Below are 17348 nucleotides of genomic sequence, written 5' to 3' on the forward strand. Positions count from 1 at the left end.
AGCGCTCAGTCAGTTTCACCCTCAGCCGGGCTCCCGGCGTGTTGCGCCGTGCGTAGCGGCAATAAGCCGCTTGTGCTACTGTAGCCCCATCAAAAGAACGAAACCATTCGCCCACAAGGCGGAAGCGTTTTAAGCAGGATCTTGAACAGATCCATGTGCAAACAAAGACACGATTTTTGGCACGGAGACAAGCGCATGAACGCACCCCTACCTTCCAGTCAACGCCTGTTGCTGGATGACATTTCCCTCGACGACAAATACACGCTGGAGCGTGGCCGGGTTTTCATGACCGGCATACAGGCATTGATACGGCTGCCGATGCTGCAGCGGCAATGCGACCTCCAGGCCGGATTGAACACCGCCGGTTACGTCACCGGCTATCGCGGTTCGCCGCTGGGCACGGTCGACCAGACCGCCGCCAAGGCGAAAAAATACCTCGATGCCGCGCACGTCAAATTCCATCCCGGCATGAACGAAGACCTGGCCGCCACCGCCGTGTGGGGCACGCAGCAGGTCAACCTGTTCCCGGGGGCGCAATACGACGGCGTGTTCTCGCTGTGGTACGGCAAAGGCCCCGGCGTGGACCGCTGCGGCGACGTCTTCAAGCATGCCAACATGGCGGGCACTTCCCGGCATGGCGGCGTGCTGGTGATCGCCGGCGACGACCATGCCGCCAAATCGTCCACCACCGCGCATCAGAGCGAACACATCCTGAAAGCCTGCGGCATCCCGGTGCTGTATCCGTCGTCGGTGCAGGAGTATCTCGACTACGGCCTGCACGGCTGGGCCATGAGTCGTTATACCGGCTTGTGGGTGTCGATGAAATGCGTGACCGACATCGTCGAATCCGGCATGTCGGTGATGATCGATTCACAACGCGTGCAACCGATCATTCCCACCGATTTCGAACTGCCGCCGGGCGGCGTCAACATCCGCCAGCCCGACACCGTGCTCGAGCAAGAAACGCGGATGAACGTCTACAAATGGTACGCCGCACTGGCCTACGCCCGCGTCAACAAACTCAACCAGATCATCTGGGACAGCCCGCATGCGCGCATCGGCATCGTCACCGCCGGCAAGTCCTACCTCGACACGCGCCAGGCGCTCTACGATCTCGGCATCGACGAACAAGTTGCGCGCGACATCGGCATCCGTCTCTACAAGATCGGCATGACCTGGCCGCTGGAAGCCGAAGGCGTGCGCGAGTTCGCGCAAGGTCTCGATGAAATCCTGGTGGTCGAAGAGAAGCGCCAGATCCTCGAATACCAGATCAAGGAAGAACTCTACAACTGGCGCGACGACGTCCGTCCGCGCGTGGTCGGCAAGTTCGACGACACCGGCGAATGGAGCGGCTCGCCGAGCCAGGGCCATGGCAACTGGCTGCTGCCGGCGACCTATGAACTGAGCCCGGCGCAGATCGCGCGCGCCATCGCCACGCGCATTTCCAAGTACTACGCCGGCCATCCTATCGAACAGCGCGTCAAGGCGCGCATCGCCTTCCTCGAAGCCAAGGAAGCCACGCTCAACGTCAGCACCAGGCCCGATCCCAACAAGGACCGCATTCCGCATTTCTGCTCGGGCTGTCCGCACAATACTTCGACCAAACTGCCCGACGGCAGCCGCGCGCTGGCCGGCATCGGTTGCCATTACATGGTGACCTGGATGGACCGCGAGTCCTCGATCTTTTCGCACATGGGAGGCGAGGGCGTGACTTGGGTCGGGCAGGCGCCGTTCACCAGCGAGAAGCACGTGTTCTCCAATCTCGGCGATGGCACCTATTTCCATTCGGGTTTGCTGGCGGTGCGCGCGGCGGTGGCGGGCAAGGTCAACATGACCTACAAGATTCTGTACAACGATGCGGTCGCGATGACCGGCGGACAAGAGTTTGACGGCCCGCTCGATCCGGCCATGATCTCGCGCCAGCTTGCAGCGGAAAACGTGCGCCCCATCATCGTCGTCACCGACGAGCCGGACAAATATCCTGCCGGTACGCCGTGGGCAGAGGGCGTGACGATCCGCCATCGCAGCGAACTCGATGCCGTCCAGCGCGAACTGCGCGAAGTGCCGGGCGTGTCCGCCATGATCTACGACCAGACCTGCGCCTCGGAAAAGCGCCGTCGCCGCAAACGCGACGCCTATCCCGATCCGGCCAAGCGCGCCGTCATCAATGAAGCGGTGTGCGAAGGTTGCGGCGACTGCAGCGTGCAATCCAACTGCCTGTCGGTGGAGCCGCTGGAGACCGAATTCGGCCGCAAGCGCCAGATCAATCAATCGTCCTGCAACAAGGACTATTCCTGCGTGAACGGCTTCTGCCCGAGCTTCGTCACGGTGGAAGGCGGCAAACTGAAAAAAGCCAAACGCGTCGCCGTGGAAAAGACCGAAGCCGCTGCGCAAGGGCCGGTGTTGCCCGAGCCGCAATTGCCGGCCATGGGCGACAGCTACGGCATCGTCGTCACCGGCATCGGCGGCACCGGCGTGATCACCATCGGCCAGATCCTGGCGATGGCGGCGCACGTCGAAGGCAAGGCTTGCTCGGTGCTCGACATGAGCGGCCTCGCGCAAAAAGGCGGACCGGTGATGTCGCACGTGCGCTTGTCCGATCATGCCGACGATCTGTATTCCACCCGCGTCGGCACCGGCGCTGCGGACCTGGTGATCGGTTGCGACGTGATCGTCACGGCCAGTCGCGACGCCTTGTCGCGCATGGGCGAAGGGCGCACGCACGCGGCGGTCAATTCGACGCAGATGCCGACGGCGGCCTTCGTGCGCAATCCGGACTGGCAGTTCCCGACGGTGTCTGCCGAGGGCAGCATCCAGAGCGCCTGCGGCAAGGATCGCGTGGCCTTGATCGACGCCGGCAACATCGCTACCGCGTTGATGGGCGACGCGATCGCGACCAACATGTTCATGCTCGGCTACGCCTGGCAACGCGGCTGGGTGCCGTTGTCGGAAGGCGCGATTCTCAAGGCCATCGAACTGAACGCCTTGTCGGTTGATTTCAACAAGCAGGCCTTCGGTTGGGGTCGCGCCGCCGCGCATGATGCGGATGCCGTGGCGCTGGCTGCGCGCCGCAACGGCATGACCGCGCAAGTGATCGACTTCAAGCGTCCACCGTCGCTGGAGGAGGTGCTGACCAGGCGCGTCGACTTCCTGACGCAATATCAGAACGCCGCCTATGCGCGTCAGTACAGCGATTTCGTCGAGCAAGTGCGTCGTGCGGAATCTGCCCTGGGCGAACCGGCCAAGGCGATGAAGCTCAGCACGGCGGTCGCGACTTACCTGTTCAAGCTGATGGCCTACAAGGACGAGTATGAGGTTGCACGTCTCTACACCGCGCCGGCTTTCCGCGAAAAAATCGCCGGCATGTTCGAGGGCGACTACCAGCTGAAATTCCATCTGGCGCCGCCGTTGCTGGCCAAGCACGACAGCAATGGTCATCTCATCAAGAAGGAATACGGTCCATGGATGATGCGCGCCTTCGGCGTGCTGGCGAAGCTGCGTTTCCTGCGCAACACGCCGCTGGACGTGTTCGGCTACACGGACGAGCGCAAGCAGGAGCGCGCGCTGATCGGCGACTACTGCAAGACGGTCAGTGGATTGCTGAGCAAGCTCAGTGCCGACAATCTTGCACAGGCCGTGGCGATTGCGCGCATTCCTGAAGAGATTCGCGGTTACGGTCACGTCAAGGATCGTCATCTGAAAGCTGCGAAGCAGAAGGAAGCGGATTTGCTGCGGATGTTTGACGCCGGGCAGAAGCCGCATGTGCCGGAAGGTGGGAAGCAGGCTGCCTGATAGTCCTGCAAATAGCATTAACGCTCACCGTCGTCCCAGCGAATGCTGGGGCCCAGTGTCGTACAGCGTTCAATGGATTTTATTGGATGCGACGAACGCCGCTGGGTCCTGACTTTCGTCAGGACGACGGTGTTTTTATTTTCGGGCGTGAGATTTGTTACGAAGCGCGGGGGCACTTGCCGCCGCTGACGCGTTCGATCCCCGCGAGATCGCGCCAGCTTTGCACTTCGCTGAAACCGCGCTGCGCCAGTAATGTGCGAACGGCTTCCGCTTGATCGTACCCGTGTTCCATCAACAACCAGCCATCCGGTTTCAGATAAGTCGCCGCGCCGTCAACGATGATGCGCAAAGCCGACAAACCGTCGGCATGATCCGTCAGCGCACCGATCGGCTCGAAGCGCAAATCGCCTTGCGACAAATGTGCGTCGCCGGCGACGATGTAGGGTGGATTGGAAACGATCAGATCGAGCCAGGGCTGAGGCGTTTCGCCGAGCGCCGCGTACCAGTCGCTGCGCAGGAAAGTCACCTTCGCGCCATGCCGATGTGCATTGCTAGCCGCAACTTTCAAAGCGCCTTCACTGACATCCAGCGCCGTCATGGCAACATCCGGCCGCGTGTGCGCAATGGCAACCGCGATGGCGCCGGAACCGGTACCCATGTCGAGCGCCTTGCACTGTTGCGGCAGGCGTTCCAGCGCCAGCTCCACCAGCAATTCGGTATCGGGACGAGGGATCAGGACATCCGGCGTGACCTGCATGGCGAGGCCGAAGAATTCGCGCTCGCCGACGATGTAGGCAATCGGCTCGCCTTGCAGGCGGCGGCGAAACAGCGCGGTCAATTGCTCCGCTTCTGTCGCCGTGAGCAGGCGTTCGGATTGCGTGATCAGCTGGATGCGCGTCAGTTGCAGCGCATGGCCGATCAGGATGCGATTTTCCAGGGTGTCGAGCGGCGCGCCACGCAGCACGTCGGCCAGGCTGATGCCTGGCGGGATGTCCGGAAAATCGCTCATGAAAGCTTAACTGCGGATTAACCGCGAATCAACCGCGCTTGAAGACGCGACGCGCCAGCAGGATGGCGATGATGGCGAACCAGATCAGCGACCATTGCGGAATCGACAGGCCGAGGAAAGGGTACGGCGTCGCGCACAGGCCGTCAGCCTTGAACAGCGTCGGGAACAGGTTGGCGGTCGGGATGGTGTTCAGGGAAGTTTCGAGCGGGTCGATACCGCAGGAAGTGCCCGGATGCGCCTGCACCCACAGATGCCAGCCGGCAGTGGCGATGCCGCCCAGCGCAGCCAGCATACCCAGGCCGGCGCCAGGTTTGGCGGAACCCGGCGGCAGGAAGGCGAAGATGATGCAGATGATGGCGATGGCCACGAAGATGTAACGCTGGATGATGCACAACGGACACGGCATCATTTCTTCGACGATCTGGAGATAAAGGGCGGCGCCGAGCAAGGCGATGCACAGAAGGGCGACTGACAGAAACAGGGATTTGGACGATTTCATGAGCGTTTAATTTTGATGTTGTTCGAAGGTGGCTGCACTTGAAGCTGTACCTCAGAGAGGCCTTCGTGCAATTGGTTCCGGCGCTGCTGCATTGTGCCACAGGCCGTGACAATGCCGGGTTACTGGTCGTTTCCGCGGAACAATTGCACGCACGCTCAGTCGGGGCGGCACAATCTCTTATTCGTCGTCGCCCAGTTGTGCCAGCAGCTCCGCCTGGTGTTCCGTGATCAGGGCATTGGTCAATTCTTCCAGATCGCCGTCCATGATGAAGTCCAGCTTGTACAGCGTCAGGTTGATGCGGTGATCCGTCATGCGTCCCTGCGGGAAATTGTAGGTGCGGATGCGCTCGCTGCGGTCGCCCGAGCCGATCAGCGATTTGCGCGTGGCGGCTTCCTTGGATTGCTGTTCGCGCAGTTGCACGTCCTTGATGCGCGCCGCCAGCACTTTCAGCGCCGAGGCCTTGTTCTTGTGCTGGCTGCGGTCGTCCTGGCATTCCACCACGATGCCGGTCGGCATGTGGGTGATGCGCACCGCCGAGTCGGTCTTGTTGATGTGCTGGCCGCCCGCGCCCGAGGCGCGATAGGTGTCGATGCGGATGTCGGCCGGATTGATGTCGACGTCTTCGACTTCATCGGCTTCCGGCATCACCGCGACGGTACAGGCCGAGGTATGGATGCGGCCCTGGGTTTCGGTGGCCGGCACGCGCTGCACGCGGTGGCCGCCCGATTCGAACTTCAGGCGCGAGTAGGCGCCGAAGCCGGCGATGCGCACGATGACTTCCTTGTAGCCGCCGATTTCCGATTCGGATGCCGACATCATTTCCACCTGCCAGCGATTGCGCTCGGCAAAGCGCGTGTACATGCGCAGCAGGTCGCCGGCGAACAGCGCCGATTCGTCGCCGCCGGTGCCGGCGCGGATTTCCAGGAAGATGTTGCGCTCGTCGTTGGGATCTTTCGGCAGCAGCATTTTTTGCAGGTCGCCTTCGAGCGCTTCCATGCGCGCCTTGGCGCCGTTGATTTCCTCTTGCGCGAACTCTTTCATGTCGGGATCCGACAGCAGTTCCTGCGCCGTCGCGATGTCGTTCGCCGCTTGCGAATAGGTATGGTACAGCGCCACCAGCGGGCCGAGTTCTGCGTGCTCGCGCGTCATCTTGCGGTAGTTGTCCATGTCGGACGTCGCGTCTTCCTGCATCAGCAGATTGTTGAGTTCTTCCAGCCGTTCGGCGAGCTGGTCGAGTTTGGCGAGCATGGATGGTTTCATGGGCTTACTTTACGTTGAAGAGGGGGTGATGCGATGCCCGCTGAAAACATGGGCAGACGAGAGCCGGCGATCGCCAGGATCACGGCGTACGAATGAAGTCGCTAACGCTTGGTGCGGAACAGCTGCGGCAGCAGCTGGACCAGTTGGGTGCGCTCGTCGCCTTGCGCGTGATGCAGGGCCTGTTGCGGGCCGTGCAGGAATTTGGCGGTGAGGCCTTTGGACAGTGCGTCGAGCACGGCATCGATGTCTTCGCCCTTGGCCAGCAGCTTGCGCGCGCGTTCCAGCTCGGCCAGGCGCAGCGATTCGCCGGCGTCGTGCAGATCCTGGATCACCGGCACGACGGCGCGGCTGTCGATCCAGTGCATGAAGGATTGCACGCGGGTTTCGATGATGGCTTCGGCTTGCGCGACGGCGGCTTGGCGATTTTCGACGCCGCTTTGCACGACCGATGCCAGATCGTCGACGGTGTACAGGAAGACGTCGTCCAGACGGCCGACTTCGGATTCGATGTCGCGCGGCACGGCCAGGTCGACCATGAAGATCGGTTTGTGGCGGCGGGCCTTGACGGCGCGCTCGACCAGGCCGAGGCCGATGATCGGCAGCGACGACGCGGTGCAGGACACCACGATGTCGAACTTCGACAATTGCGTCGGCAGATCGGCCAGGCGCAAGGCCGAGCCGTTGAAACGATGCGCCAGCGTTTCGCCGCGCTCCAGCGTGCGGTTGGCGACGGTCAGCGATTTCGGGTTTTGCGCGGCGAAGTGGGTGGCGCACAGCTCGATCATTTCACCGGCGCCGATGAACAGCACGTTCTGGCCCGAGATGGAGTCGAAAATTCGTTGCGACAAGCGTACGGCAGCAGCAGCCATCGATACGCTGTGCGCGCCGATTTCGGTCGTGCTGCGCACTTCCTTGGCGACCGCGAAGCTGCGCTGGAACAACTGGTGCAGATAGGTGCCGAGTCCGCCGGCGGCATCGGCCTGGCGCACTGCGTCTTTCATCTGGCCGAGGATCTGCGGTTCGCCCAGCACCATCGAATCGAGCCCGGAGGCGACGCGGAAGGCATGGCGTACGGCGTTGTCTTGCGGCAAGGCATACAGGAAGGGGCGCAGGTCGGCGTAAGAAAGCTTGTGATAGTCGGCCAGGAAATGCGCCGTGCTGTCGATGGCGTCGTCGACGCCTCCATGTGAGGCCGTGTTGGCGGCGTACAGTTCGGTGCGGTTGCAGGTCGAGAGGATCGCCGCTTCGCCGGTCTGCGCCAGATTGGACGCCAGATCGGCACGACCGAACCACGCACGCGCCGAAGCCACCGCCTGACCGATCTGGTCAGCCGGGAACGCAACCTTCTCGCGCAGGGAAACCGGCGCGGTGGTGTGGTTCAGTCCGACGGCAAGCAGGTGCATGGCGTGTTTACGGGGCTAGACAGCGTAAAAAATGGAGAAATATCAACTCCCTATTATACCCGCTGCACGTAAAGGGGTTTTGAACTGTATCAATAATGACTATATGCGCAGACTATCGAACGATGTCGGCGCAAGGCCGGGGCTGAGGGTCTGCAGCAATTTTTGCCATATGGGCAATTATTTCCTGCACGTATCGTTCCGGCTGCTCCAGATCGGGAAAATGCCCGCAATCGGCGAAGCGCCGGATATCCAGTTGCGGCAGGTATTCCCGCAGCGATTCAGGCGGCGTTACCCGATGCGAGCGGTCTTGTTCTCCCCAGATCAGGGTGCAGGGAATCGCGAGCGGGGCCGGGATGTCTGTGAGAGCGGTTTCACGCAGCAGACCTTGCACGACTCCCGCGAGACAAAAACAACCGCCGGCGTCGAAGGATTGCCGCGTCAGTTGCTGGAACGGCCTCGCATCGGTCTGTGCCGGCAGGGCGCTGCGATGCCAGAGTTGCGCCAGCTTGCGGCGCGCCAGCCAGGTGATGAACTGACCCGCAACCGGAAGGCGCAGCGGCCGTGGAATCATGCGGTAAGCCCAGGCCTGCATGGCCGGCAGCGACGGCGTTTGCGACAGCATCAGGCTGGCGATGCGCGCCGGCGCCAGTTGCGCCGCCCGGATGGCGTACAAGCCGTTGGCGCAACTGAAGGCCAGCGTCGCCCGCGCGATGCCGAGCTGGTCGAGAACGGCGAGCACGGCGCGCGCTCCCTGTTCCAGGCCATGTCCGTAGCTTGCCGCCGGCAGCGAAAAGCCGAAACCGGGCATGTCAAAGCACACCACCCGGAAATGCGGTGTCAGCAGAGCGATGAGACGCCGGTAATGGGCCACGACATTGGGGCCGTCGGGAGTGAAGACGATGCAGGGACAATCGGTGGGCGTGTTGTCATTGCCGGGTTCGTTTGCCGAGTCGAACACGTGCACGCGTCCCGCAGCGGTCTCGACGTACTTCAGGTTCGCGGGCGCCATGGGAACATGCGCCAGCGATGCCGACAGGCGCGTCAGGAAATAGTCGGTGCGGGATCCCGGCATGGGTGCTTACTTCCTTGTAACCGGCGTCGCCAGCCGCTCCAGCTGATAGCCGTAACCGTATACCGTCGTCAGGCGGAAACCCTTTTCCGGCTTCAAGTCCAGCTTGTTGCGCACGCGCGAGATATGGGTGTCGATGGTGCGGGTCGGCAATTCGGTTTCATCTTCCGGGCCCCAGACGCTTTCCTGCAAATACGCACGCGACAGCGGTCGGCCCAGGTTGCCGAACAGTAAAACGGCGAGCGCAAATTCTTTTTGCGTCAGCGTTGTATGGATGCCGGCGTGGGCGACGACATGTGCGGGCGACTCGAAGATATAGTCGCCGAATTGTTGCACCTGTTTTTCGCTATGGTCCGGATAGGAGCGTTGCAGCAGGAGTTTGACGCGCGCTGCGACCGCGTTGCGTCGCAGCGGTTTGAATTCGCTATCGATCAGGCGTTCGTCGGCAGGTTCTGCGGGCAACGTCGTCAACGCCGCCAGGTCGGCTGCGCTATCCGTCGCCAGCAGCAACACCGGGATGGCGGGCGTCTTCGCCATCTGCAAGATGTCCGCCAGATGCGCACCGGCGCTGGCCACATCCACGATCAGCAATTGCGGATGCGCACGGCGCAGGTCGGCGCGCTGCTGCACGCCGAGGCAATCGTGCGCGGGCAGGCTGCGTGCGATCAGGGCGATGTCGGCGGCGGAGTTGCTGAAGACGGCGATGTGCATGGCGCGCTGGAGAGGCGTTTCCCGAATGAGCAAAGTACAGACCCGGAAAGCATTGCGCCGGATCGAGTCCGGCGCAATGGTAATGGGCAGAATGTTTAAGCCGCGTCGGAGTCCGGCAACACCACGTTCACGTCCAGCACCTCCAGGTTGCCCTGGCGATCCAGCGAGATCTTGATGTCGTCGGCGTTGACCTTGGTGTATTTGGAAATGACCTCGATCAGCTCCTTGTGCAAGGCCGGCAGGAAGTCGTATCCCTGGCCCTGGCGGCCGCCGCGTTCGCGCGCGATGATGATCTGCAGGCGTTCCTTGGCAGCCGTGGCGCTCTTCGCCTTGGGCGGAAACAGGAAGGAAAGCAAAGCCATGTCATTTACCTCCGAAAATACGCTGGAGCAGGCCCGGCTTTTCGTAGCTGGTAAAGCGCAGCGGCAAGTCTTCGCCGAGGAAACGGCTGACCAGATCCTGATAAGCCTCGGAAACGTCGGTCTCTTTCAGGTGGATCGCAGGATTGCCCTGGTTGGACGCGTGCAGCACGGACTCCGATTCAGGAATGATGCCGATCAGCGGAATGCGCAGGATTTCCTGCACGTCGGTGTAGGACAGCATTTCGCCGGCTTCGACGCGCTTGGGCGAATAGCGGGTGATCAGCAGGTGTTCCTTGACCGGCTCGCCGCCGCTCAGGGCGCGGCGCGACTTGGCCTGGATGATGCCGAGGATGCGGTCGGAATCGCGCACCGAGGACACTTCCGGATTGGTCACGATGATCGCTTCGTCGGCGAAGGTCAGCGCCATCACGGCGCCGTGTTCGATGCCGGCCGGCGAATCGCAGATGATGTATTCGAAGTCCATCTTTTGCAGGTCGCCCAGCACGCGTTCCACGCCTTCTTCCGACAGCGCGTCCTTGTCGCGGGTTTGCGAAGCCGGCAGGATGAACAGGTTGTCGCAGTGCTTGTCCTTGATCAGCGCCTGGTTCAGCGTTGCTTCCTGGTTGACGACATTGATCAGGTCGTACACCACGCGGCGTTCGCAGCCCATGATCAGGTCGAGGTTGCGCAGGCCGACGTCGAAGTCGATGACCACGGTCTTGTGTCCGCGCAGAGCCAGACCCGATGCGAAACTGGCGCTCGACGTCGTTTTGCCGACGCCGCCTTTACCGGATGTCACAACGATGATTTTTGCCACAAAAGACTCCTTAGAAGATCAGATTCAGATTTGATTGTTCGAATACTAAATTATTTGCTGGTATTGATCGGCAACACGTCGATGCGGTCGCCGGTCAGGCGCACCTGCACCTGTTTTTGCGCCAGTTCGGGCGGATGTCCGTTCTCAAAGGTACGGTAGACGCCGGCAATCGATACCAGTTCCGCTTCCAGGCTCGCGGCGAAGATGCGCGCGCCGGTATTGCCGCTGGCGCCGGCCAGTGCGCGGCCGCGCAAAGGGGCGTAGACGTGGATGCTGCCGTCGGCGATGATCTCGGCGCCGTTGTTGACCGCCGCCATGATCACCAGATCGGCGCCGCGCGCATAAATGCGCTGGCCGGCGCGTACCGGCGTGTCGATGATCATCGTGGCTGCGGCCGGTGTTACTTGTGCAACCGGTGCTGCCTGTGTTGCCTGTGTTGCCTGTATTGCTTGCGTTGTCTGTGCCGGTTGAGCAGGCGCTGCAACCGGGGCCGGCTGGGGCGCTGCTTCTGCCTCGGCGGCGGCGTCGGGTTGCTGCGGACGCGGCGCACCGCCGTCGATGGAGAGTCCTTGCGCGGCGATTTCGGCGTGCAGTTCTTCCGGCGCGTTGCGTACGGCGACCGCATTGAGGCGATAGCGTTTGAACAAGGCCACCAGCGCGGTCCAGTCGATGCCGGCAGCCCCGGTGTCGAGGGCGCCGATGTCGAGCACGGCGAATTCGTCTTCAAAGAAGTCGGACACGCCGCCGGTCATGTCCTTGAGCGCTTTGTCCAGCGCTGCCGGATCGGTTTCATGCAGGATCGCGGAAATGGCGACCACCGTGGATATCTTGATTTCGATCGGTTTACGAGCTTTTTGCATAAATTGTTCAGTGCCTGCGTTTTCCTGCGGGAAAACGGTCAGGTTCATTGCGTTCGGGGGAGTCATCTCAAACCGTCTTGCGCCGGCAAACGTGCTGCCAGCCTGTATTGGTTTGGCATTATACAGTCAGCCGGGCAGTCAGCCGAGCGGCAATTTCAGGCTTCCAGCAAGGTTTTGAGCGTCTCCAGGTCGCGCGTCACCCAGGCGGTGTCCTCGTTGAATTTGTCATCGCTCATGCCCGGTTGGCGGAACAGGATGAAGGTCAGCTCGCAACCGTCGCCGTTGGCAACCACGCGCATGGGGATGAATACGCTTTCTCCCGAGGTCGTCACTACCTCATGATCGAGCACGCCGACATCGTTGGCTGGCGCAAAACGGACTTCCAGTTTGCCTTCCGGCGTATCGGCGAGCCACTTTCCATCGATTTGTTCAATGCCTTTGCCAAGCCCGGAGGCCCATTGCGGCATGTTGGCGGGATCGGCAAGAAAGTCGTAGACGTCCTGCAGGCGGCGCTCGATGGTGACGTGGAGAAGGCGGGTGGGAAGAGGCTTGGGCATGGTCAGGTCTCCGTAGGCAAGGAGTCTATTATGCGGCCTGAAGAAGTGAAGCGAGCGGACAAAAAAATGCCGGAGACAGCGATGTCTCCGGCAGATTGCTACATTGGCAAGCCAGGCGGATAGTACGATCAGCCCGGTACCTTGCCTTCCACGCCTTCGACGTAGAACTTCACGCCGTGCAGGAAGCCGTCGTCAGCCACGGCATCCTTGGCGACTTGTTCCTTGCCGGTATTGTCCTTGATCGGACCCTTCCAGATCGGCGCCGAACCGTCGGCGATGCCCTTCTTGCGTTCTTCGACCAGTGTCTTCACGTCGGCCGGCAGTTCAGGATTGAAGCCGCCCAGGTCGATGCCGCCTTCTTTCAGGCCGATCCAGGTGCTGCCGGTCTTCCACGAGCCATCCAGCACGGCTTGCACGCGCGCCGTGTAGTACACGCCCCAGTTGATCATCGATGCCGCCAGATGCGCCTTCGGGCCGAAGCTGGTCATGTCGCTGTCCCAGCCGAATGCGTAGACGCCTTTTTCCTGCGCGGTCTGGACGACGGCGGCGGAGTCGGTGTTTTGCATCAGCACGTCGACGCCCTGGCCGATCAGCGTGGTGGCGGCTTCACGTTCCTTGCCCGGATCGAACCACTTGTTGACCCAGACCACGCGGGTGGTGGCCTTCGGATTGATCGAACGCGCGCCCAGGGTGAAGGCGTCGATGTTGCGGATCACTTCAGGAATCGGCACCGAGGCGACCACGCCCAGCTTGCCGGACTTGCTCATCTTGCCGGCGACCACGCCTGCCAGGTAAGCGCCTTCATAAGTACGCACGTCGTATTGCGCCAGATTGTCGGCGGTCTTGAAGCCGGTGGCGTGTTCGAATTTGACGTCCGGGAATTCCTTGGCGACTTTCAGCATCGCTTCCATGTAACCGAAGGTGGTGCCGAAGATCAGCTTGTTGCCGTCGGTCGCCAGCTGGCGCATCACGCGCTCGGCGTCGGCGGCCGATTCAGGGACGTTTTCGACGAAAGTGGTCTTGACCTTGTCGCCGAACTTGGCTTCGACCGCCTTGCGGCCGTTGTCATGCGCGAAAGTCCAGCCGGCGTCGCCCACCGGTCCGATGTAGACGAAAGCGACCTTCAGCGGGTCTGCCTTGGGCGCAGGAGCGGCTGCAGCAGCAGGCGCGGCGGCCGGTGCCGGTTCTTCTTTCTTGCCACAGCCGATCAACGAGGCTGCGGCGATGGTGGCGAGCATCGCAATCGAGGCTCTGCGCGAAATTTTCATTAGTTTCTCCCTGGACTTAAGCGTTGTTGGTAAATAAAAGCAAAACAGCAAGACAGCAAAATCAAAACATCAATCGAACTACATAAAAAACTGCGCAAGAACTACAAACTCAGGATGCTCCCGGGCGGAACGGCTTGCCCAGCGAGGCCGGCATGTTCAGGCGGATCCAGTCCGGATTGCGCGAGATCAGCGCCAGCACCACGATGGTGGCGACATACGGCAGCATCGACAAAATCTGCGACGGAATCGTGACGCCGATGCCTTGCAGATAGAACTGCAGAATCGTCACGCCGCCGAACAGCAGGGAACCCAGCAAGACGCGTGCCGGGCGCCAGGTGGCGAACGCCGTCAGCGCCAGCGCGATCCAGCCGCGACCGGACACCAGGCCTTCGACCCACATCGGGGTATAGACCAGCGACAGATAGGCGCCCGCCAGGCCGCAGCAGGCGCCGCCGAACAGCAGCGCGATGAAACGGATGCCGCGCACCGAATAGCCCAGCGCATGCGCCGACTCCGGCGACTCGCCGACCGCGCGCAGGATCAGGCCGGCGCGCGTGCGGTACAGGAACCACGCAATCGACGCGCACAGCAGCAGCGCCACATAGCTCATCCAGTGCTGGTTGAAGAAGGCCGGGCCGACAAACGGAATGCTGTTCAGGCCGGGAATGCCGGAACTTTGCGACGGCAGCGCCAGGCCGACGAAACGCTGGCCGATGAAAGCCGACAAGCCGGTGCCGAAGATCGACAGCGCCAGTCCGGTCGCCACCTGGTTGGTCGCGAGGATCAACGCCAGCCACGAGAACAGCGTCGCCATCAGCATGCCGCAGATCGCGCCCGCGAAGAAACCCAGCAGCGGGCTTTTGGTGGTGTAGCCGACCGCGAAACCGGCAATCGCCGCGACCAGCATCATGCCCTCGGCGCCGAGGTTGAGCACGCCGGCGCGTTCGTTGATGAGCAGGCCCATGGCCGCCAGCAGCAACGGGGTGCCGGCATTGATCGAGGCTGCGATGAGAGGAGCGAGTTGGTCCATTGTGCTTATCCTTTTTGTTTCCAGCGCAGGCGATAGTCGATCAGCGTATCGCAAGCCAGCAGCAGGAACAGCAACATGCCCTGGAACACGCCCGTGATCGCCGACGGCAGGCCGAGGCGAGATTGCGCCAGCTCGCCGCCCAGATACAGCAGCGACATGATCAGTCCGCCGAATACCGCGCCGACCGGATGCAGGCGGCCGATGAAGGCCACGATGATCGCCGCGAAGCCGTAGCCCGGCGACACCGACGGCAACAACTGGCCGATCGGTCCGGCGATTTCAAATGCACCGGCCAGGCCGGCGAAGCCGCCCGAAATCAGCAGCGACACCCACAAGGCGTTGCGGCTGGAAAAACCTGCGTAGCGCGCGGCATGCGGCGCCACGCCGCCGACCATCAGCGAGAAGCCGCGGAAGCTGCGCATCATGAATACCGCCATCACGATCGCCGCGACGATGGTGACCACAAAACCGACATGCAGCCGCGTGCCGCTCATCAGCATCGGCAGCATGAACTCGCTGGAAAACACTTTCGATTGCGGGAAATTCATGCCGTTCGGATCCTTCAACGGACCGTTGACGGCGTACATCAGCAACAGCTGCGCCACGTAAGTCAGCATCAGCGACACCAGGATTTCATTGGCGTTGAACTTGTCGCGCAAGAGCGCCGTGATGCTGGCCCAGAACGCGCCGCCGATTACGCCGGCCACGATCATCAGGATCAGGCCGACGCCGCCGGAGACGGCGTGATCCGGCACGTCGATCCACACCAGCATCGCGCCCGCGCACAAAGCGCCGACGGTGAACTGGCCTTCGGCGCCGATGTTCCAGATGCTGGCGCGGAAGCACACGGCAAGACCGAGCGCGCACAGGATCAGCGGGATCGATTTCAACAACAATTCACTGATGGCGCGCTTGCTGCTGAACGGATCGACCAGGAAGACTTTCAGTCCCGCAACCGGATCCTTGCCCAGCGCCATGAACAGCAAGGCGCCGAGCAACAGCGTCAGGATGATCGCGATCACCGGCGACAGATACGTCATGCGGCGCGACGGCGTGCCGCGCAGCTCGAGACGGAAGGGAAGACTCTTAAACATGGGCAGCCTCCGATGCACCAGCATCCGGCGTTTCGTCATGCCACAATCCGCTCATCCACAAACCGACCTGTTCGCGCGTGGCTTGTTCGATCGGGATGGAGGGCGACAACTGTCCCTTGGCAATCACATGCAGGCGATCGCACAGGGCGAACAATTCGTCGAGTTCTTCGGAGATCACCAGTACCGCACAGCCTTCCTGTTTGAGCGCCAGGATTTCGGCGTGGATTTGCGCGGCGGCGCCGACGTCGACGCCCCAGGTCGGTTGCGCGACGATGAAGACGCTGGGTTTGCGCTCCATCTCGCGGCCGACGATGAATTTTTGCAGGTTGCCGCCGGACAGACTTTTCGCCAACGCATCGGGACCGCTGGCCTTGACCTTGAAGCGTTCGATGATGGAGGCCGCGATCTTGCGCGTGTAGCCGAAATCGATCATGCCGTGCTTCACGTACGGTACCTTCTGATGCGACAGCAGCATGTTGGCCGACAGGCTCAGCGTCGGCACGGCGCCGCGGCCGAGGCGTTCTTCCGGCACCAGGCCGAGGCCTTTCGCGCGGCGCGGATTGGGCGCCAGATGACCGACGGCGCTGCCGGCCAGCATGATCATGTTGGGCGCGGCGCGCTGGTCTTCGCCGGACAGCGCCGCCAGCAATTCCTGCTGGCCGTTGCCGGAGACGCCGGCGATGCCGACGATCTCGCCGGCGCGCACTTCGCATTCGATGTCTTTCAATTCCGTGGCGAACAGATGCGCCTTCGGCAGACACAGGCGATTGACGTGCAGCTTGCGCTCGTTGCGTTGCATGCCGGAATGTTGCGGATTCCGTTCGCGGCGCAGGCGCACCAGCTCTTCGCCGATCATCATGCGCGACAGGCCGGCGCTGGTTTCGTTGCGCGGATCGCAGTTGCCGGTCACGCGGCCGCCGCGCATCACGGTGGCGCTGTGGCACAGCGCGCGGATCTCGTCGAGCTTGTGGCTGATGTAGAGAATGCTGCAACCTTCGTCGGCCAGCTTGCGCAGCGTGACGAAAAGCTTCTCGACCGCCTGCGGCGTCAGCACCGAAGTCGGTTCGTCGAGGATCAACAGTTGCGGATTGGTCAGCAGCGCGCGCACGATTTCCACGCGCTGGCGTTCGCCCACCGACAGCGTGTGGACGTGGCGATTCGGCTCCAGCTCCAGGCCGTATTTTTCACCGGTCTGGCGGATGCGCGCGACCAGGTCCTGCATGTCGGTATCCGACTCCAGGCCCAGCGCGATGTTTTCGGCCACGGTCAGCGTGTCGAACAGCGAGAAGTGCTGGAACACCATGGCGATGCCGAGCTTGCGCGCGATGTGCGGATTGGCGATATGCACCAGTTCGCCGTTCCAGTATATCTCGCCGGCGTCGGGTTTGACGGTGCCGAAGATGATCTTCATCAGCGTCGATTTGCCGGCGCCGTTCTCGCCGAGCACGGCATGGATCTCGCCGGGCGCGACGCTCAGATTGATGTCGTCGTTGGCCAGCACGCCGGGATAGGCCTTGCGGATGTGCGCTATGTGCAGGCGGGAAGATGGTGCTGTCACGGATTCCCCTTCAGAGACCGGCGCGCTCATGCGCGCAGGCGGTCTTTACGTTATTCAAA

15 protein-coding genes are annotated in these 17348 nt (G+C 62.1%); 1 reads left to right on the plus strand and 14 read right to left on the minus strand.

From position 1 onward, the window contains the following. Positions 1 to 195: 195 nt before the first annotated feature. Positions 196 to 3792 (plus strand): indolepyruvate ferredoxin oxidoreductase family protein, encoded by a 3597-nt coding sequence (locus PMI16_RS10940; RefSeq protein WP_007879435.1) that lies wholly within the window; start codon positions 196 to 198, stop codon positions 3790 to 3792. Between the two features lie 157 nt (positions 3793 to 3949). Here the strand turns inward: PMI16_RS10940 and prmC are convergent, their stop codons facing one another. From prmC to PMI16_RS11010, 14 genes are all read right to left on the minus strand, one after another. Beyond that, positions 3950 to 4801: a peptide chain release factor N(5)-glutamine methyltransferase gene (gene prmC, locus PMI16_RS10945; RefSeq protein WP_007879436.1), complete on the minus strand. Its 852-nt coding sequence runs from the start codon at positions 4799 to 4801 to the stop codon at positions 3950 to 3952. Between the two features lie 28 nt (positions 4802 to 4829). After that, the gene (locus tag PMI16_RS10950; RefSeq protein ID WP_007879437.1) at positions 4830 to 5300 is read right to left on the minus strand and encodes a disulfide bond formation protein B; all 471 of its coding nucleotides are present in this window, start codon (positions 5298 to 5300) and stop codon (positions 4830 to 4832) included. 177 nt (positions 5301 to 5477) lie between these two features. Continuing rightward, positions 5478 to 6560: a peptide chain release factor 1 gene (prfA, locus tag PMI16_RS10955; protein WP_034379993.1), complete on the minus strand. Its 1083-nt coding sequence runs from the start codon at positions 6558 to 6560 to the stop codon at positions 5478 to 5480. A 101-nt stretch (positions 6561 to 6661) separates the two neighbouring features. Beyond that, a complete protein-coding gene (hemA, locus tag PMI16_RS10960; RefSeq protein WP_007879439.1) occupies positions 6662 to 7963 on the minus strand; it encodes a glutamyl-tRNA reductase in 1302 nt (433 codons plus the stop codon). 112 nt (positions 7964 to 8075) lie between these two features. Continuing rightward, complete coding sequence (locus PMI16_RS10965; protein ID WP_007879441.1) at positions 8076 to 9035, minus strand: alpha/beta fold hydrolase; 960 nt, start codon at positions 9033 to 9035, stop codon at positions 8076 to 8078. Between the two features lie 6 nt (positions 9036 to 9041). Further along, positions 9042 to 9743 carry a response regulator transcription factor gene (locus PMI16_RS10970; RefSeq protein WP_007879444.1) on the minus strand — a complete coding sequence of 234 codons (702 nt, stop codon included), beginning with the start codon at positions 9741 to 9743 and terminating at the stop codon, positions 9042 to 9044. A gap of 95 nt (positions 9744 to 9838) precedes the next feature. Next, the gene (gene minE, locus PMI16_RS10975; protein ID WP_007879446.1) at positions 9839 to 10105 is read right to left on the minus strand and encodes a cell division topological specificity factor MinE; all 267 of its coding nucleotides are present in this window, start codon (positions 10103 to 10105) and stop codon (positions 9839 to 9841) included. A gap of 1 nt (position 10106) precedes the next feature. Further along, entirely contained in the window at positions 10107 to 10922 is an 816-nt protein-coding gene (gene minD, locus PMI16_RS10980) for a septum site-determining protein MinD (RefSeq protein WP_007879447.1), read from the minus strand. 50 nt (positions 10923 to 10972) lie between these two features. Beyond that, on the minus strand, positions 10973 to 11782 hold the full coding sequence (gene minC / locus PMI16_RS10985; protein WP_034380086.1) for a septum site-determining protein MinC: 810 nt from the start codon (positions 11780 to 11782) through the stop codon (positions 10973 to 10975). Positions 11783 to 11937: 155 nt separating this feature from the next. Beyond that, positions 11938 to 12339, minus strand: a complete 402-nt coding sequence (locus tag PMI16_RS10990) for a hypothetical protein (protein ID WP_007879449.1) — start codon at positions 12337 to 12339, stop codon at positions 11938 to 11940. Positions 12340 to 12467: 128 nt separating this feature from the next. Further along, on the minus strand, positions 12468 to 13607 hold the full coding sequence (locus PMI16_RS10995; protein WP_007879450.1) for a BMP family ABC transporter substrate-binding protein: 1140 nt from the start codon (positions 13605 to 13607) through the stop codon (positions 12468 to 12470). Positions 13608 to 13716: 109 nt separating this feature from the next. Next, complete coding sequence (locus tag PMI16_RS11000) at positions 13717 to 14637, minus strand: ABC transporter permease (RefSeq protein ID WP_007879453.1); 921 nt, start codon at positions 14635 to 14637, stop codon at positions 13717 to 13719. A 5-nt stretch (positions 14638 to 14642) separates the two neighbouring features. Next, entirely contained in the window at positions 14643 to 15731 is a 1089-nt protein-coding gene (locus PMI16_RS11005) for an ABC transporter permease (RefSeq protein WP_007879456.1), read from the minus strand. Further along, positions 15724 to 17319, minus strand: a complete 1596-nt coding sequence (locus tag PMI16_RS11010) for an ABC transporter ATP-binding protein (protein WP_007879457.1) — start codon at positions 17317 to 17319, stop codon at positions 15724 to 15726. Before PMI16_RS11010 ends, PMI16_RS11005 begins: the two co-directional genes overlap by 8 nt. Positions 17320 to 17348 lie beyond the last annotated feature (29 nt).

The organism is Herbaspirillum sp. CF444 (assembly GCF_000282135.1).
In the GTDB taxonomy this organism is placed as follows: Bacteria; Pseudomonadota; Gammaproteobacteria; order Burkholderiales; family Burkholderiaceae_D; genus Herbaspirillum.